Genomic DNA, 19,152 nt, shown 5'->3' with positions numbered 1-19,152 from the left:
AAATAAAGCGCTAACTGCGTTATAATTTTTTCAAGTAGAACAACTACATGTCAAAATTTACGCCTTGTTATCACTGTATTTATCTGTCGCTATAAATGGTCAGTAACTTAACACGATTGGTATTAACCTTCGACATGCGTTCACTGCCATTTTCTAATCTTGAAAACTAGTGCCCTTTATAGTTAAAAGCCAAACTACAGCGCAGCATACCGACTTTTTTGTGTATGATAGAAATTTAACTAGTTTCAAGATACTAATGTCGCAACGTTTTTATAAAATCAATAATGAGAGAAATAATGTCTAATATAAATTTGCCACAGCATTCTATTGTCGATGACTTTATTGCATCGGTTTGTCATGAGCATGTGGAAATTTTATATAAAGACGATGATATTTTATTGATCAATAAACCCAGTGGCTTACTGAGTTTATCTGGTAAAAATCCGGCCAATTGGGATTCTGTGCATTATCGTTTAGTGAATGGGCAGCCAGGTCTGACTGCCGCATTTCCGACAGCTAAATTGCCGCATCGATTAGACTATGGTACTTCAGGTATTATGATTGTAGGCCTTAACCCTGAATCAACTAAGCTCCTTAATAAGCAGTTTCAATCAGGGACAATAAAAAAACACTATATAGCCATGTTGGATGGCTGGTTATTAAATGACGTAGGTCAAATAAACGCTGCAATAGTCAAAGATAAGTTACTCTTTCCATTAGTTAAAATTTGTAATGTGACGGGTAAGTCTGCCGTCAGTGACTATTTAGTATTACAGCGCTTAACATCACCGCCGCGTACTTTAGTGCAATTTACCCCTGTGACGGGGCGTACACATCAATTACGTATACACAGTCACAGCATTGGGCACCCAATTATTGGCTGTGATCTGTATAAAAACCAACATAGCCAACAACTGGCTGAGCGCTTACAATTACATGCCAGCGATCTGTTTTTTGTACACCCTCGAAGCTCCAAGCAAACGCACCTACATTGCCCACAGCCATTTTGATTGTAAGAAAAAACAACTTAACTTCCGTGTTTATCTTGCTATGGCTTACTTTTTTGCTCTTTTGACTTGAAGTTAACAAACCGCGCCCCATATTAAGTGCATAACGCAGACACTTTGCAAATTGGAGATATATAAATGACTGCAGCACAAAAAGAAACATTAGGCTTTCAAACAGAAGTTAAACAACTATTAAACTTAATGATTCACTCACTTTATTCTAATAAAGAAATTTTCTTACGTGAGCTTGTGTCAAATGCCTCAGACGCAGCTGATAAATTACGCTTTTTAGCACTTTCAAATGGTGAACTATACCAAGGTGACGCAGACTTACGTGTACGTATCAGTGCCGATAAAGAAAAAAATACCGTAACTATTTCTGATAACGGTATTGGTATGACTCGTGATGAAGTGATCAGCTCGTTAGGGACTATTGCTAAATCAGGCACTGCTGAGTTTTTCAAAAACTTAACTGGCGACCAAAGCAAAGATTCGCAACTAATTGGTCAGTTCGGTGTTGGTTTTTACTCTGCATTTATAGTTGCAGACTTAGTGACTGTTCGTACTCGCAAAGCCGGTGAAGAAAAAGGCGTTGAATGGCAATCACAAGGTGAGGGCGAATACACGCTAGAAGAAATTGAAAAAGCAGGCCGTGGTACTGAAATTACTTTACATCTTCGTGAAGATGAAAAAGAGTTTGCTGATGAATGGCGCCTACGTAGTATTGTAACTAAGTACTCGGATCATATTTCAACACCAGTACAAATGTACAAAGCCGAAGTGCCTGAGTCAGAAGGTGAAGATGGCGAGAAAATTCCAGCCGTACCTGGTGAGTGGGAAAGCATTAACCGCGCCACAGCAATGTGGACGCGTGATAAATCAGAGCTATCTGATGAAGAATATAAAGAATTTTATAAGCATGTAAGCCATGATTGGGAAGATCCACTGAGCTGGGCTCACAACAAAGTTGAAGGTAAAACTGAATACACAAGCTTACTGTATATTCCTAAAAAAGCACCATTTGATTTATGGAATCGTGACCGTCAAAGTGGCTTAAAGCTATATGTACAACGTGTATTTGTAATGGATGATGCTGAGCAATTTATGCCTAGCTACTTACGCTTTGTAAAAGGTTTACTTGATTCAAACGATTTACCGTTGAACGTATCACGTGAAATTTTACAAGATAACAAAGTAACGCAAGCAATCCGCAAAGGTTGTACGTCACGTACCTTAAAACTGCTTGAGCGTATGGCGAAAAATAAAGCCGACGATTACCAAGTATTTTGGAATGAATTTGGTCAAGTGATCAAAGAAGGTCCAGCAGAAGATGCAGCGAATAAAGAAGCGATTGCTAAGTTACTGCGTTTCTCATCAACACATACTGATGAAGAAGCACAAAACGTTTCATTAGAGCAATACGTTGAGCGTATGAATGAAGGCCAAGACGCGATTTACTACGTTGTTGCGGATTCATTCACTGCGGCGAAAAGCTCTCCACATCTAGAGATCTTCCGTAAGAAAGGTATCGAAGTACTGTTGATGAGTGACCGTGTTGATGAGTGGATGATGAGCCACTTAACCGAGTTTGCTGAAAAACCATTTAAGTCAATTACCCGTGGTGACCTAGACTTAGGTAGCTTAGATGATGAAGAGACCAAAAAAGCGCAAGAAGAGTCTGAAAAAGAAGTTGCAGGCTTAGTTGAGCGCATCAAAACAGCACTTGGCGATAATGTTAAAGATGTACGCTTTACGCATCGTTTAACTGACTCACCAGCCTGTGTGGTCGCTGATGACAACGACATGAGCTCACAAATGCAAAAGCTAATGGAATCAGTAGGTCAAGCTGCCCCAGAAGCAAAACCAATTTTTGAGCTTAACCCTGAGCATCAACTTGTTAAGCATTTAAATGTTGAACAAGACGAAGACAAATTTGCACAGTGGTCACATGTACTGCTTGATCAAGCCTTGCTTGCAGAGCGCGGTACATTAAAAGATCCAGCAGGTTTTGTGACTCGCTTAAATAAATTAATGTTAGATTTGAGTAAGTAATTGCTCAAAAACTAACATTTTAATAAAAAGGGAACTTCGGTTCCCTTTTTTTATGATCTCAACGTAGTCAATTGGTATAAGTTGCTTGAGTATCTGCGGCGCTTATGGAAGAATTCAAGCTTTATAATAAATCATACTGATATGCTTTTTGTAAAATCAGTATCAAACGAGGACAATGATATGCGCATTATTCTTTTGGGCGCGCCGGGTGCAGGTAAAGGCACTCAAGCTCAGTTTTTGATGGATAAGTACGGTATTCCACAAATTTCAACTGGTGATATGTTACGTGCTGCAATTAAAGAAGGCACACCACTGGGTCTTGAAGCGAAAAAAGTAATGGATGCAGGTCAGTTAATTTCTGATGACATCATCATAGGTCTTGTTAAAGAGCGTATTACTAAAGCTGATTGTGAAAAAGGTTTTTTACTAGATGGTTTCCCACGTACCATCCCACAAGCTGATGCAATGAAAGAAAATGGCGTAGTTGTTGATCACGTTATTGAGTTTGATGTGGCTGATGAAATTATTGTTGACCGCATGGGAGGACGTCGCGTTCACCCAGGTTCCGGCCGTGTTTATCACGTAGTTTACAATCCGCCAAAAGTGGAAGGTAAAGACGACGTTACAGGTGAAGATCTGATCATCCGTGCTGATGACACAGAAGAAACAGTACGTAAACGTTTAGGTATTTACCATGAGCAAACAATGCCATTGGTTGATTATTACCAAGCGGAAGCGCAAGCGGGCAATACGCAATATCATAAACTAGATGGTACCCAAGCTGTTGAAGCTGTTAATCAGCAACTTGCTGAATTATTGGGTTGATAATTCAATCAATAAAAAACCGCCGATTGGCGGTTTTTTTATCATTGTAATGTACTCGAGCGCAATAAATTACAATGCGTTTAAAGCACTTATAACTGGGTCATACTTTGGCTCTGTTGATAAATCAGCTACTAACTGCTTGTAAACAACTTTATGACTTGCATCTAATACAAATACGGCTCGTGTAAGCAGACCCATATCTTTAATGATCAGACCATAGTTTTGACCAAAGTCACGCCATACTGAATCAGATAAAGCAGTAATTTTATCTATGTTCTCGGCTTTGCAAAAACGTTTTTGTGCAAACGGTAAATCAGCACTAATGGTGAGCATGGCTATATTTGGAAATTGCGATGCAACCTTTTCGTTAAAATGCTTGGTTTGAATGCTACAAACACCAGTATCCAGACTTGGAACAACGCTTATTAAAACGGCTTTACCTTGGTAATCGGCTAAAGTAATTGGCGTGAATGAGCCATCAACCACTTTAAAGTCTGGTGCTTTATCGCCTAGTTTTACACCTTGTCCTAATAAAGTGATTGGCTTAGATTGTGCTGATACTTTTCCCGCATCAAGCGTGTTTTCGGTCATATCGGCGGCAAAAGCCATTGAACAAAAGGCACTTAAAGCAAAAGTGAGTGATCGGAGCATAAGGTATTTCCTTTAGAGTTAACGCAATTAGGCTGAGTGTATTATAATCATCCATGGACACCAAGAGTTTAATGAAATTTAAAATTGTAATGTATGGTTACATTGATTAACATAAAGCAGTAATAAATGTTTACATTTTTACTAATAAAAATAAAAGCAATCAGAGAGAGACTATGTCAACATCGGTACTAATTTGTGATGATTCTAAGCTTGCGCGCCGTCAGTTAGCTCGTTCGTTGCCCGATGATTGGGATATTAAAGTTGAGTTTGCTGAAGATGGCGTGCATTGTATTAAGCAAATTAAAGCGTTAAACCCGGAAATCTTATTTCTCGATTTAAATATGCCGCAAATGGATGGCTACGAAGTACTGCAAGCGATTCAAGAGCAAAACTTGGATATATTAACCGTTGTTGTCTCTGGCGATATTCAGCCCAATGCGCATCAACGGGTAATCGAACTTGGCGCGATAGACTTTATCCAAAAACCATGTGATGCCCAAAAGCTTGCCGATATTATCGAACACCATGGAATTAAAGATAAAGCAATGCGTGAGCGGCTCTCACACCGCTTAGGTGAGCAAGTTGACCCAGATGTCAGAGACATATACCAAGAGCTGACTAACGTGGCAATGGGGCAGGCTGGAGACTTATTAGCACGGCTATTAAATGTATTTGTTGAACTGCCTATTCCTAATGTCAATATTCTCGAAGTTAATGAACTTGATATGGCACTGCGATCAATTGATGCCAATGCAACAACGTCAGGCGTGTGCCAAGGTTTTATTGGTGGTGGTGTATCCGGTGAGGCATTGTTACTTCTAAATGATTCTAGCTTTAAAGAAATTGCGTCCTTGATGAATTATGAAGGGGAGCTCACTAACAAAATTGAGCTGGAGTTATTAATGGATATTAGTAATATCCTGATTGGTGCAATCTTAACGGGATTATCTCGCCAATTAGATATGACTTTTAGCCAAGGACATCCGGTGGTGTTAGGCCAACATTGTGATGTATCTGATTTAGTTAAAGCAAACAAATCACGCTGGCAACGTACTCTGGCAATAGAAATTAGCTATGGTATTGAGAACCACAATATTAACTGTGACTTGATGCTATTATTTACCGAAGACTCACTAAAAACTTTGAAATACAAAGTTGCTTACCTATTAGAAGACTAACATTATGCCTGCTGCTGATTTTAATATGAATGAAATCCATTGGTTAATGGATATGTTTAATACCGTAGATGTTGGTTTAGTGGTGTTAGATAGGGACTATAAAGTGTGTATTTGGAATGGTTTTATGGAAAACCATTCAGGTATGTTACCCAGCGCTGTAAAAGATAAAGACTTGTTTGATTTATTTCCATCAATTGATGAAAAGTGGTTTCGTAGTAAGTCAGAATCAGTGTTTATTTTGAAAAACCGTTCATTCACTATTTGGGAACAGCAGCCATATATTTTCCGCTTTAAAAATTACCGTCCAATCACGGGTAAAGCAGACCATATGTTTCAAAACGCTACGTTTATTCCTCTATCAAATACGATGGGAGAAGTTGGCCATATTTGTATCATTCTTTATGATGTAACTGATATGGCAGTGAATAAAAAAGAACTTGAAGAAGTAAATCGTAAACTTGAACAAGTGAGTCAAACGGACGCACTAACAAAATTGACTAATCGAGGTCATTGGGAAGATACCCTACGAAAAGAATTTCTTAGGATCAAACGCAGTGGTGGCACAAGTACTTTATTGATGTTTGATATCGATCACTTTAAAAAAGTAAATGATGAACATGGGCACCGTTGTGGCGATGAAGCACTGCGTAACATTGCTGATTTACTGCGTAAAACATTACGTGAAACAGACATCGCAGGTCGTTATGGCGGCGAAGAATTTGCAGTAACGTTATTAGACACGGATCACAAAGGTGCTGAGATATTTGCTGAGCGTTTGCGTAGTTTAATTGAAAACTCATCCATTTACTTTGACGAACAGCAAATTAAAGTGACTGTTAGTGTTGGTTTTGCCTGTTTTCAAGATGAATTCGAACGTTATGAAAAATGGATTGAAGCGGCTGATAAGGCACTTTACTTTTCAAAAGAAAATGGCAGAAATTGTATTACTGCATATAAAGATTTGAGTTAACCTTGATGAGTATAAATACCCTCGCGACACAATAGCAAAAGTTTAAATTAAGTTGCTTTGAATAGGCATAAAAAATGACGCAAAATGCGTCATTTTTTATGCTATCGCCAGCAGGTATCTAGCATTCAGGTGGCAAAATAAGCAAGTCTGTTTTTAGTAACCGCATAACTTTTTCAGCGGTATTGCCAATTAACTTACCTTTTATACCTATGTTGCCTACTGAGCCCATGATCACGAGACCGGCACTAAGCTTAGCTGCAATACTTGGGATCACTTGCTCGGCTAGGCCCGCTTTTATATGAAGGTTATTTTTTATATCGTGCTCAATAATTAAATTACGTTGAATGACAGGTAGTTTGTCAAAAGCATTCAGTACTTGTTCGTCTGAAAATACAATGCCTAAGTCTCTTAAAATTGGGGATACATGAACGGTATAACAAGTATAAAACTGACAGTCATAATGCTTAGAATAAGCTAAACCAGTTTCAATTATATCTTTGTTTAGTTTGTATTTAGTGGCTTTTTCGCTACCTAAATCAAGCGCAGCTAACACATTGGTGTTATTGCGCCAGGTATTATCCGCAGCTAAATAAAGTGGTAGTGGGGTAAAGCGGATCAACTGCCAGTCAAGTTCACTAAATTGACAATGCTCGTCAATATGGCGCGTTTTTATCACCATCTCATAATTTTCAAAGTCACTCTCATTGGCTAACCATTGCTCAGGTGCCTCATGCCAAATAATATTTAATGAATAATCTGATTCTGACAATTCGCTTTCAAGTAGTGGTACTAATTCTTTTTTGAGAGTAGCCAACCTTGTTTCTTGAATTACTTGCAATTGTTCAGCTGGCGGCGAGAACAAAATATTACCAGCACTTTCATAGGCAAAGGCGACGATATCAATATGTTTTTGCTTACCAATTGCTTTGTGTTTCGCGTGCAAAATAGCAGTACGTGCAAATTCTACTGAATCAATTAGTACGAGAAGCTTTTTATCCATTCTATTCACTCTGTTGTATGGCGTGAATCATCTGATGGACATTGCCCGAGTATATTCAATTCGCCAGAGGTTGACTCTTGTTCCAGTTTTACCTTAAAGCCCCATAGTCTGTAAAGGTGTTTTAATACCTCATGGTGAGACTTTGCCAGTGGAATATCCTGATGTGGCACGTAGCGCAAGGTTAAAGAGCGATCACCTCTAATATCAACATCATAGATCTGAATGTTGGGTTCGTGATTACTGAGGTTATATTGTGCTGAGAGCGCAGTCCGTACCGCGTGATAGCCGCTTTCATCGTGAATCGCACCAACTTGTAGATTCGGATCTTTTTCATGATCGATAATAGTGAATAATTTAAAGTCACGAATAAGTTTGGGTGATAAAAATTGGCTAATAAAACTTTCGTCTTTAAAGTTTTCCATTGCAAAGTGCAGCGTATCTAACCAGTTGCTCCCGGCATATTCTGGAAACCACTGTTTATCTTCTTCGGTAGGGTTTTCACAAATACGGCGGATATCCACCATCATATTAAAACCCAGCGCATAAGGGTTAATACCCGAATAATAATTACTATTGTAAGGGGGCTGATACACAACATTAGTATGACTTTGTAAAAACTCTAACATGAATGAGTCAGTGAGTTTCCCTTCATCATATAAGTGATTCAAAATAGTATAATGCCAAAACGTTGCCCAGCCTTCATTCATTACTTGGGTTTGCTTTTGAGGATAAAAATATTGTGAGATTTTACGCACAATACGAATTATTTCTCGTTGCCAAGATTCCAGTAATGGCGCATTTTTTTCTATAAAATACAAAATATTTTCTTGTGGCTCTGAAGGAAAATGACGCTCGTGTTTTTTAGTTTCCTGTTGATGTGAAGGTATTGTGCGCCAAAGTTCGTTCACTTGTGATTGTAAGTAATCTTCGCGCTCTTGTTGGCGTTTTTGTTCTTCAAATAAAGATATTTGCTGTGGGCGTTTATAACGATCAACACCGTAATTCATAAGTGCATGGCATGAATCGATTAGGTTTTCGACTTCATCAATGCCATGTTTTTCTTCGCAACGAGCAATATAATTTTTTGCAAATAATAGGTAGTCAATAATAGAGCTGGCATCAGTCCATGTTTTAAATAAATAATTACCTTTAAAAAACGAGTTGTGCCCGTAGCAAGCGTGCGCCATCACTAAAGCCTGCATTGGAAGGGTATTTTCTTCCATTAAATAAGCAATACAAGGATTCGAGTTTATGACAATTTCATAAGCCAATCCCATTTGTCCGCGTTTGTAATTTTGCTCAGTTTGAATAAATTTTTTACCATAAGACCAGTGACTATAGCCAATAGGCATACCAACACTGGAATAGGCATCCATCATTTGTTCTGCGGTGATCACTTCAATCTGATTAGGATAAGTATCGAGGCGATAATGTTCAGCAACCCGCGCAATTTCGTCTTGGTATTGTTGTAGTAATTCAAATGTCCAATCTGGCCCATCACTCATTCGTTTATTGGTCATATAAATACCTCGCTGTACAGCCTAGGCTGCCCCTTGGTGTTGACGACTCTTCTTGAATAACTCACGGAAAATAGGGTAAATATCTTCAACATTGCGTATATGTTGAATAGCAAAGTTATTATGAGTTTGACAAATATTTTGATACTCACGCCATAGGCTCTGATGGGCGCGGGTAGTGATCTCAATATAAGCGTAATAGCGAATGGTACTGAGCAACTTGTTGCGTAAGATCTCTGAGCATTGGGGAGAGTCATCTGCCCAATTGTCGCCATCAGAGGCTTGTGCTGCATACACATTCCACTCGCCAGCGTTATAACGCTCGGTAATTATCTCATTCATTAACTTCAGTGCGCTGGAGACAATTGTGCCGCCAGTTTCTTGGGAATAGAAAAACTCCTGTTCGTCGACCTCTTTGGCTTGGGTATGATGGCGAATATACACCACTTCAATGTCTTTATAACTGCGGGTCAAAAATTGATAAAGCAAAATATAAAAACGTTTTGCCATATCTTTGGTTGCTTGATCCATCGAGCCCGACACATCCATAATACAAAACATCACCGCTTTACTAGTTGGATGAGGCTGTTTTTCATAGTTACGAAAGCGCAAATCGTAATTATCAATAAAGGGCACTGCACTGATGCGTTTTTGTAATGCGGCGATTTCTTGCTCCATTAATGCAATAGCAGCTATATCAGGTTCAGGCTCAGCCATTAATAGGCAAAGCTGTGCTTCAAGCTCTGCTAATTGACGCTTTTTACCCGCGCTCATCGCAACACGCCTTGCAAGTGAGCCCTGAAGTGAACGCACAATATCAATATTACTCGGCATACCATCACTACAAAAACCAGCACGATGAGTTTTCATTTGCACGAGTTTGTCTAACTGGTTTTGCTGTAAATTTGGCAGTTCTAAGTCTTCAAACAGTAAGTCTAGATACTCATCTTTAGAAATCGAGAAGACAAAGTCATCTTCTCCTTCACCAGAGTCACTCGCTTCACCTTCGCCGGCTCCACCACCTTGGCCACCTTGCGGGCGTTTAATTTTATCACCGGTTGAGAACTGATCGTTACCAGGATGAATTTGTTCTCTATCGCCCCCTTTACCTTGATGGAAAGTAGGTTCACTTATATCCCGTTGCGGAATTGAAATACTCTCACCGCTACTGGAGTCAGTGACACTGCGTTTATTTATTGCATCTGACACCGCTTCTTTGATCTGTTTTTTATAGCGCCTGATAAAGCGTTGACGATTTAACGTGCTCTTATTCTTACCGTTCAGGCGACGGTCTATAAAATGCGCCATAAAGACCCCCTAAAAATACACAGCTGCGTGTTATTGCGATTTACGCACGCGTAAATACCACTCTGATAACAAACGAACTTGCTTTTGGGTATATCCTTTTTCCACCATACGATTGACAAAATCTTCATGTTTTTTCTGATCTTCTGCGGATGTTTTCGCATTGAAGGAAATAACGGGTAATAGTTCTTCAGTATTGGAGAACATTTTTTTCTCAATCACAGTGCGCAGTTTTTCATAGCTGGTCCACAATGGATTTTTACCATTGTTGTGCGCCCGTGCACGCAATACAAAATTAACGATTTCGTTACGGAAATCTTTTGGATTTGAAATGCCTGCTGGTTTTTCAATTTTTTCAAGTTCGGCATTTAATGCTTCGCGGTTGAATAGCTGGCCGGTATCAGGGTCGCGATACTCTTGGTCTTGGATCCAAAAATCAGCATAAGTGACATAGCGGTCAAAAATGTTTTGCCCGTACTCAGAGTAAGACTCTAAATAAGCTGTTTGCAGTTCTTTACCAATAAACTCAACATACTGCGGGATTAAATAGCCTTTCAAGTGGCTTAAGTAGCGTTCTTCAACGTCGGCAGAGAATTGCTCTCGTTCAATTTGTTGCTCTAATACATAAAATAAATGCACTGGGTTTGCCGCTACCTCAAGTGTGTCAAAGTTAAACACGCGCGATAAAATTTTAAATGCAAACCGAGTTGATAGTCCGGTCATGCCTTCATCTACACCGGCATAATCTCGATACTCTTGATACGATTTAGCTTTAGGATCGGTGTCTTTCAAGCTTTCGCCGTCATATACCCGCATTTTTGAGTAGATACTAGAGTTTTCTGGATCTTTTAACCGTGATAGCGTGGTAAATTTTGCCAATGTTTCCAGTGTGCCTGGCGCGCAAGGAGCATTATATAATTCACTATGTTCCAATAGCTTGTCGTAGATTTTTACCTCTTCAGATGCACGTAAACAATACGGCACTTTGACGATGTAAACACGGTCTAAAAAGGCTTCATTGTTCTTGTTGTTTTTAAAGGTCTGCCATTCTGATTCGTTTGAATGAGCCAAAATCATGCCATTAAAGGGCAGTGCACTAATACCTTCGGTGCCATTATAATTTCCCTCTTGCGTGGCTGTTAAAAGCGGATGCAATACTTTGATTGGCGCTTTAAACATCTCAACAAATTCCATTAAACCTTGATTTGCAAGACATAATGAACCGGAATAAGCATAAGCATCAGCATCGTTTTGAGCAAAATGTTCTAGTTTGCGAATATCAACTTTACCGACTAAAGCGGAAATATCTTGGTTGTTTTCATCCCCAGGTTCAGTTTTTGCAATAGCAATTTGATTTAAAATAGAGGGGTAGCGTTTTACCACTTTAAACTGGCTAATATCACCATTAAATTCAGATAAGCGCTTAGTGGCCCATGGTGACATAATAGTTTTTAAGTAACGGGGCTTAATCCCGTATTCTTTTGCCATCAGCTCAGCATCTTCATTAGGATCAAAAAGCGCCAACGGGTGGTCATTGACCGGTGAGCCTTTAATTGAGTAAATAGGCACTTGTTGCATTAAATATTTTAGCTTTTCGGCAATCGATGATTTACCACCGCCAACAGGTCCAAGTAGATAAAGCACTTGTTTACATTCTTCAAGGCCTTGCGCGGCATGTTTTAGGTAAGAAACGATTTGTTCAATCGCATCCTCCATACCGTAAAAATCATTAAAGGCAGGGTAACGTGCTACTACTCTGTTTGAAAATAATCGACTTAACCGTGCATCCTTTGAAGTATCGATCATTTTTGGCTCACCAATGGCCGCTAATAATCGCTCTGGTGCGCTGGCATAAGCCGATTTATCAGTTTTACAAATCTCTAAGAACTCAGCGATACTATACTCTTCTTCTTGTGCCGCCTCGTATCGTGCTTGGTAATGCTCAAAAATACTCATGGAAACCTCCGAAAAACCTGCTTAAACTAGGTGCTTACAAATTAAAAAAGAAGCAAAGGTTATTTAAAGCTTAGTCACGAATTTGATTTTTTGTGCAATAAAATTAAAAATTTATGTTAGAAAACAAAAAAGACGCCGGAGCGTCTTTTAAATTGGGCTTGCTCAGAACGAGCAATCAATTATGCGAAGTTAGCGTTCGCGAATTCCCAGTTAACAAGCGACCAGAATGCTTTTAAGTAGTCTGGACGAACGTTACGGAAATCAATGTAGTAAGCATGTTCCCACAGGTCCACAGTCAGGATCGGTGTTACACCGTCTTGAGTTAGTGGCGTTGCTGCGTTAGAAGTATTAACGATGTCTAAAGAACCATCAGCTAATTTAACTAACCATGTCCAGCTTGAACCAAAGTTGTTTACTGCTTTATCATCAAAAGCTGCTTGGAATGCTTCAAAAGAACCCCATTTAGCATTGATAGCATCTGCAACAGCGCCTGTTGCTTCGCCACCGCCATTTGGAGATAGGCTGTTCCAGTAAAAAGTATGGTTCCAGATCTGTGCTGCATTGTTAAATACGCCACCTTCAGAAGAACATACGATTTCTTCAAGTGATTTACCTTCAAATTCAGTACCTGGGATTAAACCGTTAAGTTTAGTCACATAAGTGTTGTGGTGCTTGCCGTGGTGAAACTCTAATGTTTCTTGTGAAATATGTGGCTCAAGTGCATTAATTGCATATGGTAGTGACGGTAGTTCAAATGCCATTTTTTATCTCCATCTTCTTTTGGTTGATAGTTCAAATAGTAATAGTTAATGCCTGTTCAAACAGGGTAGTTACCTATACCAAATGAAATTATAGTGTTACTATAATTGTTGAGTATTTTACTCAAGTTTTAGCAAACAGCAATGCCAAACAGCAGTGCAAATGCAAGACTATTTCGATTGCGGCTTTATTTGCCCACTTTAAGATACATATATGAGGCTTAATGAAAATTTTTCAAGCCTTAATATGTTCAGCTATCGTCACTTTTGAGGTTGTAGATGGAAACCATTGATAAAATTAAACAGCAGATTTCTGAAAATCCAATTATCCTTTATATGAAAGGATCGCCTAAATTACCAAATTGTGGTTTTTCTTCACAAGCATCTCAAGCATTAATGTCATGCGGTGAACCGTTTGCCTATGTTGATATTTTACTAAATCCTGATATCCGAGCTGAATTACCAGCATATGCCAATTGGCCAACATTTCCACAACTGTGGGTTGATGGCGAATTAATTGGTGGTTGTGACATTATCATTGAAATGTTTCAACGTGGTGAATTACAACCACTGATCACCGAAACAGCAGCTAAATATAAAGAAGCTGACGCTGAGTAACGTTTATCAGCAAATCAACAAAAAGCCGCTTAATTGCGGCTTTTTTGTGATTGTTTGTTAGGACCGTGGGGCAGAATGACATGAACACTAAGCCCACCGTGCTTACGATTGTGTAAGCTAATTTGACCATGATGCGCTTCGACTATTTCACGGCACAATGCTAACCCCAAACCACTACCAGCGACTTTAGTTGAATAAAATGGGATTAATGCATTGGCCATCACTTGCTCACTCATACCTTTACCTTGGTCGTTTACACTGATATGTGTGCCTTTAATATTCTGTGTAACAGTGACACTTATATGTTCGCTTGCAGAGCCTGATTCGTGAGCATTTTTTATTAAGTTGATCAGTAGCTGCTCGACTTGAGTCGGATCAGCCAGTGTATGCACGTCATTACTTATATCGAGCATAAAACACCATTGATTTTGCAGTTGTGTGAGCAACACTTGCCAATTAATTGCGCTTGGCTGAGGAGTGGGCAGTTTGGCAAATTTGCCATAGCCTTGTACAAAGTCGTTTAAATGTTTGATGCGTTCAGAAATGGTAGCAAACACGCGGCTAAGTCTGGGTTCGTCTACTTTTTCACTGAGTAACTGGCCGCTGTGCAGCATTGACGACATGGGACCCAGAGAGTTATTAAGTTCGTGACTGATGATCCGAATAACCTTTTTCCACACCTCGACTTCTTGACGGCTAAGTTCGCGGGTGAGTTGTTTAAAGACATATAAGTAATGGTATTGATTGTTAAGTAATAACTTACCGGTTGATAAATGCCACGCTTGAGATTCTTGGTCTTCAGTATCTAGCGTAAATAAACCATCGCTACCGCGCGTTAAAGCATTGTTTAACTGTGGATGAGCATTTTCAAGCAGGTGTGCAAACTGACTCCCTTCAAGCGCTGTTTTGGCATTAAACAGGTCTCGGGCACTGTAGTTACTATAAACAATAAAGCCTTTATCATTTTTTAAAATAACGGCTTGGGGAGAGCTTTGTAGCACTTTATCAAGCATCAGCTCGCGCTGATAGAGCCATTGTTTCTCTTGGCGTAATTGCTTTGCAGTTTGATTATACAATTGACACAAGCGGCCTAATTCATCGTTGCCGTTATAAGCTAGTAAGGTGGCTAATTCACCGTCTTTAAAATTAAGCAAACCAGTTTCAAGTGAGTGTATGCCTTGCACCAGAGTGCGGCTGAGCCGAAAAGATAAATAACTTGCCAGCAGCGATGTGAGCAGCGTTGTTATAAGTAGTAAAGGCCAGCTTAAATGGGTTAACCAGCAGATGAGCCAAACAGGAATAAGTGCAGAGATGTTACATATCAGCACTATTTTGCAGGTGAAAGACAGTGCTGGTTTATTTTTTTCCATTAGTAATCAATCTCAAATTTCTGCAAACGGCGGTACAGTGCTTGACGACTTAAACCAAACTGTCTGGCAACTTTTGCGATCACCCCTTGGTGCTGACGCATAGCTTGTTCTAGTTCTACTCTACTGGGTTCTTGTTTAGCAAAGTTAGTGTGCAGCGGTTGCGATTGTAGAGCAAAATCATCGAGGGTAATGTCGCCATTAGGTTTGAGTACGGCTGCGCGTTTACAGGCATTTTCTAGCTCACGAACGTTGCCGGGCCAATTGTGCGCGAGTAATCCTTGCTCTGTTGTAAGTGATAATTCGCGTTCGCCTAAGAAGTGTTTAGCAAGCGCTAAAATGTCATCTGGTCTTTGCGCTAAACTGGGTAAATTTAGCTCAATCACGTTGAGGCGATAATATAAGTCTTCTCTAAATCGACCTGCATGAATGGCCGCTTTTAAATCTTCATTGGTAGCTGAAATAACCCGAACATTTACTTTTTGTGTTTTTGTTGAACCGAGTCGTTCAAACTCACCAGTTTGTAACACGCGCAGTAGTTTCATTTGCCCTGATAATGGCAGGTTACCAATTTCATCTAAAAACAGCGTACCACCATCAGCGGCCTCAAAGCGACCAATTCGCTGTTTGGTGATGCCAGTATAAGCACCCGCTTCAGCGCCAAATAATTCGGCTTCAATTAAATCATGGGGCAGGGCTCCGGCATTGATGGTCAAAAACGGGGCATGGTTTAAGTGAGAATTGGCTTGAATAATCTGTGCAATGCGTTCTTTACCACTGCCATTTGCACCTGTTATTAGCACAGAGACATCTGACTTAGCGACTTGTATTGCCATATTGAGAATTTTTTCCATGGCGGTACTTTGATACACTAAACCAACTAGGTTGGCATCGGCTAAACTTGATGTTCGCTCTTGCTGGTGGCGCGCATACATTACATTTTGTTGTTTTGCTTGGCCAAGTTCGATTAAGTTATTAACACAGGTGAGGAGCTTGCTATCGTCCCATGGTTTAGGTAAGTAATCAGCGGCACCGGCTTTGACTAGCTCTATGGCGCTGGCCAGTTCAGTCCACGCGGTGATCAAAATAATCGGTAAGTGCGGGTTGAGAGCTCTTAGTTGATAAAACAACGCTTTACCTTCTTCGCCAGAGGTGGTGTCATTACTAAAATTCATATCTTGAATAACCAGCGCGATACGTTGGTATTGCACTATTTGTAAGGCTTCAAGCTGCGTTTTTGCAGTCACAACCTGATAGTCATGAATTTCTAACAGTAATGACAAGGCTTCTAATATGGCAGGGTTGTCATCGACAATAAGTATTTTTTCCATGTGAATTTAATCGCTGTTTTTGTTATCTTTATTTCAAAATGCTACACGGTATTAAACCAGTGTAGCATAGGTTGGGAGCTGCTTTATATTGTTCGCGTGGCGATACTCGGTGATATGTTGGCGGCACGTTTTGCAGGGCCAAACACGGCAAGTAAGCTCATAACAAACACCATAATGGCAGTGCCTGCGATATAGCTCGGCGGCAGTGCGGCAATTGAAAAGTGCTGCATTAATAATTGACCAAGTAACAGCGCCGCAATAATGCCAAGGAGCAACCCCACGCAGCAGATCATCGCATTTTCAACTAAAAAGTAGTTAATAATGGCTGATTTTCTGGCTCCTAATGCACGGCGAGTGCCTATTTGCTTGGTGCGTTTGCTGATATTAAATAAGGTTAAGCCAAAAATCCCCAATGCAGTTACCAGTACTAATATCGTGATGAGCACAATCAGCATACGCATCATCAATTTGTCTGCTGCAACATATTCGTCTTTAAGTTGATCTAAGCCATTGATATTGTTGATCACCCGTTTATTGTAATTATTTAGCATCGCGGTTTCGATTTGCTTCATCACAGCTGCACGTTGACCAGGCTTGGTTCTGACTGCAAATTGTGCGTAAGTTTTGCCTTGAATATAAGGGATCAGCGCAACATTATTTGGGTGACTATCTTTAAGCCAAGGGCTCTTCATATGATCTGCCACACCGATAATCGTCAAAGGCAAATCGCCAAAATAAATTGTTTTGCCGAGGCCATCACCTTCAGGAAAAAGTTCATCGAGTAAAGCTTGCGTGACAACAGTAACATTGGTAGTTCTCTCAGTAGGTGAATTAGTGATTGTTACTTCATCCTCTGTAAAGTTGCGCCCTGCAATTAGTTTTACACCATAAGTGTCTAAACCATGCTCATCAATGAAAATATAAGAACTACGGATACTTTTACTTTCTTGAGGAGCCGGTTTCAAATTAAAGCTTGATGCACTGCCACTACCGGATAGGGGAATACTGCTGCTTTGTGCTGCATTTACAACCCCAGGTAGTGCTCTTAACATCGCTTCGTCTAATTCAAACTGTTGACTTAAATCGATATCTTTACCAAACGTCATCACATTAAACATAAACAAGTCTTGCTCTGGATAACCGGTTTCTTGATTTAAAAAAGCGACTCTATCTTGGATAATAAATGCCGCATTACTAACGATTGCGGTGGTTATGGCAATTTGAATTAAGAGTAATATTGCCCCGACTTTTGAGCGGCAAAGAGCATGAAATATAGGTTTGATCTCTAACATTAGTGTGCTCCTTATTGGCTTTTAAGATAAATAGCAGGGTTAGTACGGCAAACTAGCCATGCAGGATAAAGCCCGGCTACTATGCAGGTTGTAATAGCGATAACAGGTGCACTGAGTAACATAGTGATATCCATTGTGGCGATTGATGAATAGTAATCATAGCTTTGACGAACAGCCCACAAACCTAATTGCGCAAGTACGATACCGACTAGGCCGCCAAAACATCCAAGCATAGCCACTTCAACAAGGTGTTGTAAAAACACTTGTCGTTTACTGGCGCCTAGTGCTCGGCGCACACCTACCTCCGGTGCCCGACGCAAAAACTTAGCTAACAATAAACCAAGAATATTGGCTAAACACACTGCTAAAAACATAAAACTTAAGCCGACCAATATTTTATTGTCTTCACTAACGACATTGTTGTATTGCATCCATTGGTTAACATCACGTAGCTTATATTCGGGTTTTTCTCGGGCAAAGCGGCCACGCTTTTTTTGCTCTTGAATGTAAGAATTAAGATAATTTTCGTAGTTTGCTTTTTGCTCCGCGTTATCTAGTTGCGCCCAAAATTGGATCCAAACTATTTCCGATTGCATTCTATCGGCGTAGCTATTGATATTCTCATGTTTCCAACCGTTGCTGTTGCCCCAACTAGTTAGCTCTTTGGTTTTGACTAAGCTAAATGGTAAAAATAATTCTTCAGGTTCATTAAATGCACCATTATTTAAATCATAATACTTAAGGTTAAGTGACCAGTCAGCGATCACACCAACAACTTCGTAGCTGTAATCATCTAAGTAGATCAATTGGCCAATTGAGTTGTTTCCTGCAAACAGTTTATCGTTGAGTTCTTCTGAAATCACCACCACAGGGGCGGCAGATTGCTCTTGTTGTTCACTCCATTCACCGCCGTAAATAAACGATACATTAAACATATTAAAAAAATCAGGCGTAGTCATCCGTGCATTACTGGTAAACGGCTTTACTTTGTCTGAATCTAGATACACTGAGAATCCAGTACGCATCATCGCGACCTTTTTTTCAGGAACCGGCGCATTCTGCAAATTGACTGCATCTTGATAAGTCAGTTGCATAGGAAGGTTATCCTCGGTCCACCACGTATGGCCTTCATCCATGGTTTGTAATTGCACAGTATAAAGTTGATTGCTTTTTTCGGGAATAGGATCCGCCGACATCATATGATAAACGCTTAAACTGGTCATGGTTACACCAATCCCAATAGCAATGGCTAGCACCATTAACATGCTTACCAGTGGTGTGCGCTTAAAACTACGCCAACTTAAATCGAGGTAATGTAATAGCAT

General features: G+C 39.9%; 16 protein-coding genes. 6 read left to right on the top strand and 10 right to left on the bottom strand.

The window, feature by feature from the left end; translation table 11 throughout:
- The first annotated feature begins 296 nt into the window (after nt 1–296).
- From H5162_RS19230 to adk, 3 genes are all read left to right on the top strand, one after another.
- Entirely contained in the window at nt 297–1,010 is a 714-nt protein-coding gene (locus H5162_RS19230) for an RluA family pseudouridine synthase (RefSeq protein ID WP_145242687.1), read from the top strand.
- A gap of 135 nt (nt 1,011–1,145) precedes the next feature.
- The gene (gene htpG / locus H5162_RS19225) at nt 1,146–3,059 is read left to right on the top strand and encodes a molecular chaperone HtpG (RefSeq protein WP_182731943.1); all 1,914 of its coding nucleotides are present in this window, start codon (nt 1,146–1,148) and stop codon (nt 3,057–3,059) included.
- 180 nt (nt 3,060–3,239) lie between these two features.
- Complete coding sequence (gene adk / locus H5162_RS19220; RefSeq protein WP_064665952.1) at nt 3,240–3,884, top strand: adenylate kinase; 645 nt, start codon at nt 3,240–3,242, stop codon at nt 3,882–3,884.
- A 69-nt stretch (nt 3,885–3,953) separates the two neighbouring features.
- Here adk and tpx read toward each other — a convergent pair whose 3' ends face one another.
- Nucleotides 3,954–4,535: a thiol peroxidase gene (gene tpx / locus H5162_RS19215; protein ID WP_145242161.1), complete on the bottom strand. Its 582-nt coding sequence runs from the start codon at nt 4,533–4,535 to the stop codon at nt 3,954–3,956.
- Nucleotides 4,536–4,708: 173 nt separating this feature from the next.
- Here tpx and H5162_RS19210 point away from each other — a divergent pair, with 173 nt between their 5' ends.
- Both H5162_RS19210 and H5162_RS19205 read left to right on the top strand, forming a co-directional pair.
- Nucleotides 4,709–5,713 carry a response regulator gene (locus H5162_RS19210; protein WP_145242159.1) on the top strand — a complete coding sequence of 335 codons (1,005 nt, stop codon included), beginning with the start codon at nt 4,709–4,711 and terminating at the stop codon, nt 5,711–5,713.
- Nucleotides 5,714–5,717: 4 nt separating this feature from the next.
- Complete coding sequence (locus H5162_RS19205; RefSeq protein WP_182731944.1) at nt 5,718–6,683, top strand: diguanylate cyclase; 966 nt, start codon at nt 5,718–5,720, stop codon at nt 6,681–6,683.
- A 118-nt stretch (nt 6,684–6,801) separates the two neighbouring features.
- On the opposite strand, the gene H5162_RS19200 is transcribed toward H5162_RS19205, so the two are convergent.
- The 5 genes from H5162_RS19200 to H5162_RS19180 all read right to left on the bottom strand — a co-directional run bounded on the left by H5162_RS19200 (nt 6,802) and on the right by H5162_RS19180 (nt 13,222).
- A complete protein-coding gene (locus H5162_RS19200; protein WP_145242155.1) occupies nt 6,802–7,683 on the bottom strand; it encodes a universal stress protein in 882 nt (293 codons plus the stop codon).
- Between the two features lie 5 nt (nt 7,684–7,688).
- Nucleotides 7,689–9,203: a SpoVR family protein gene (locus H5162_RS19195; RefSeq protein WP_145242153.1), complete on the bottom strand. Its 1,515-nt coding sequence runs from the start codon at nt 9,201–9,203 to the stop codon at nt 7,689–7,691.
- Nucleotides 9,204–9,224: 21 nt separating this feature from the next.
- On the bottom strand, nt 9,225–10,508 hold the full coding sequence (locus H5162_RS19190) for a YeaH/YhbH family protein (RefSeq protein WP_145242150.1): 1,284 nt from the start codon (nt 10,506–10,508) through the stop codon (nt 9,225–9,227).
- Between the two features lie 30 nt (nt 10,509–10,538).
- Complete coding sequence (locus tag H5162_RS19185) at nt 10,539–12,461, bottom strand: PrkA family serine protein kinase (protein ID WP_149982777.1); 1,923 nt, start codon at nt 12,459–12,461, stop codon at nt 10,539–10,541.
- Between the two features lie 179 nt (nt 12,462–12,640).
- The gene (locus H5162_RS19180) at nt 12,641–13,222 is read right to left on the bottom strand and encodes a superoxide dismutase (protein ID WP_145242146.1); all 582 of its coding nucleotides are present in this window, start codon (nt 13,220–13,222) and stop codon (nt 12,641–12,643) included.
- A gap of 276 nt (nt 13,223–13,498) precedes the next feature.
- Between H5162_RS19180 and H5162_RS19175 the strand changes: the two genes are divergently transcribed.
- The gene (locus tag H5162_RS19175; RefSeq protein WP_064665960.1) at nt 13,499–13,837 is read left to right on the top strand and encodes a Grx4 family monothiol glutaredoxin; all 339 of its coding nucleotides are present in this window, start codon (nt 13,499–13,501) and stop codon (nt 13,835–13,837) included.
- 29 nt (nt 13,838–13,866) lie between these two features.
- On the opposite strand, the gene H5162_RS19170 is transcribed toward H5162_RS19175, so the two are convergent.
- The 4 genes from H5162_RS19170 to H5162_RS19155 all read right to left on the bottom strand — a co-directional run bounded on the left by H5162_RS19170 (nt 13,867) and on the right by H5162_RS19155 (nt 19,152).
- Complete coding sequence (locus tag H5162_RS19170) at nt 13,867–15,207, bottom strand: PAS domain-containing sensor histidine kinase (RefSeq protein ID WP_182779311.1); 1,341 nt, start codon at nt 15,205–15,207, stop codon at nt 13,867–13,869.
- Nucleotides 15,207–16,535: a sigma-54 dependent transcriptional regulator gene (locus tag H5162_RS19165; RefSeq protein ID WP_145242142.1), complete on the bottom strand. Its 1,329-nt coding sequence runs from the start codon at nt 16,533–16,535 to the stop codon at nt 15,207–15,209. The genes H5162_RS19170 and H5162_RS19165 overlap by 1 nt, the downstream gene beginning before the upstream one ends.
- 83 nt (nt 16,536–16,618) lie before the next feature.
- The gene (locus H5162_RS19160) at nt 16,619–17,827 is read right to left on the bottom strand and encodes an ABC transporter permease (RefSeq protein WP_182779310.1); all 1,209 of its coding nucleotides are present in this window, start codon (nt 17,825–17,827) and stop codon (nt 16,619–16,621) included.
- Between the two features lie 11 nt (nt 17,828–17,838).
- Nucleotides 17,839–19,152 (bottom strand): ABC transporter permease, encoded by a 1,314-nt coding sequence (locus H5162_RS19155; RefSeq protein ID WP_182779309.1) that lies wholly within the window; start codon nt 19,150–19,152, stop codon nt 17,839–17,841.

The organism is Pseudoalteromonas sp. SR41-8, from assembly GCF_014163915.1.
GTDB lineage: Bacteria > Pseudomonadota > Gammaproteobacteria > Enterobacterales > Alteromonadaceae > Pseudoalteromonas > Pseudoalteromonas rhizosphaerae.
The sequence above is the reverse complement of the archived record's forward strand: the minus strand, read 5'-3'. Positions and strand labels throughout refer to the sequence as shown.

Excerpts from the sequence above, each read along its gene's own strand:
- H5162_RS19230 (WP_145242687.1), top strand. The coding sequence starts at position 297 with ATGTCTAATATAAATTTGCCACAGCATTCTATTGTCGATGACTTTATT.
- htpG (WP_182731943.1), top strand. The coding sequence starts at position 1,146 with ATGACTGCAGCACAAAAAGAAACATTAGGCTTTCAAACAGAAGTTAAA.
- adk (WP_064665952.1), top strand. The coding sequence starts at position 3,240 with ATGCGCATTATTCTTTTGGGCGCGCCGGGTGCAGGTAAAGGCACTCAA.
- tpx (WP_145242161.1), bottom strand. The coding sequence starts at position 4,535 with ATGCTCCGATCACTCACTTTTGCTTTAAGTGCCTTTTGTTCAATGGCT.
- H5162_RS19210 (WP_145242159.1), top strand. The coding sequence starts at position 4,709 with ATGTCAACATCGGTACTAATTTGTGATGATTCTAAGCTTGCGCGCCGT.
- H5162_RS19205 (WP_182731944.1), top strand. The coding sequence starts at position 5,718 with ATGCCTGCTGCTGATTTTAATATGAATGAAATCCATTGGTTAATGGAT.
- H5162_RS19200 (WP_145242155.1), bottom strand. The coding sequence starts at position 7,683 with ATGGATAAAAAGCTTCTCGTACTAATTGATTCAGTAGAATTTGCACGT.
- H5162_RS19195 (WP_145242153.1), bottom strand. The coding sequence starts at position 9,203 with ATGACCAATAAACGAATGAGTGATGGGCCAGATTGGACATTTGAATTA.
- H5162_RS19190 (WP_145242150.1), bottom strand. The coding sequence starts at position 10,508 with ATGGCGCATTTTATAGACCGTCGCCTGAACGGTAAGAATAAGAGCACG.
- H5162_RS19185 (WP_149982777.1), bottom strand. The coding sequence starts at position 12,461 with ATGAGTATTTTTGAGCATTACCAAGCACGATACGAGGCGGCACAAGAA.
- H5162_RS19180 (WP_145242146.1), bottom strand. The coding sequence starts at position 13,222 with ATGGCATTTGAACTACCGTCACTACCATATGCAATTAATGCACTTGAG.
- H5162_RS19175 (WP_064665960.1), top strand. The coding sequence starts at position 13,499 with ATGGAAACCATTGATAAAATTAAACAGCAGATTTCTGAAAATCCAATT.
- H5162_RS19170 (WP_182779311.1), bottom strand. The coding sequence starts at position 15,207 with ATGGAAAAAAATAAACCAGCACTGTCTTTCACCTGCAAAATAGTGCTG.
- H5162_RS19165 (WP_145242142.1), bottom strand. The coding sequence starts at position 16,535 with ATGGAAAAAATACTTATTGTCGATGACAACCCTGCCATATTAGAAGCC.
- H5162_RS19160 (WP_182779310.1), bottom strand. The coding sequence starts at position 17,827 with ATGTTAGAGATCAAACCTATATTTCATGCTCTTTGCCGCTCAAAAGTC.
- H5162_RS19155 (WP_182779309.1), bottom strand. The coding sequence starts at position 19,152 with ATGCTATTACATTACCTCGATTTAAGTTGGCGTAGTTTTAAGCGCACA.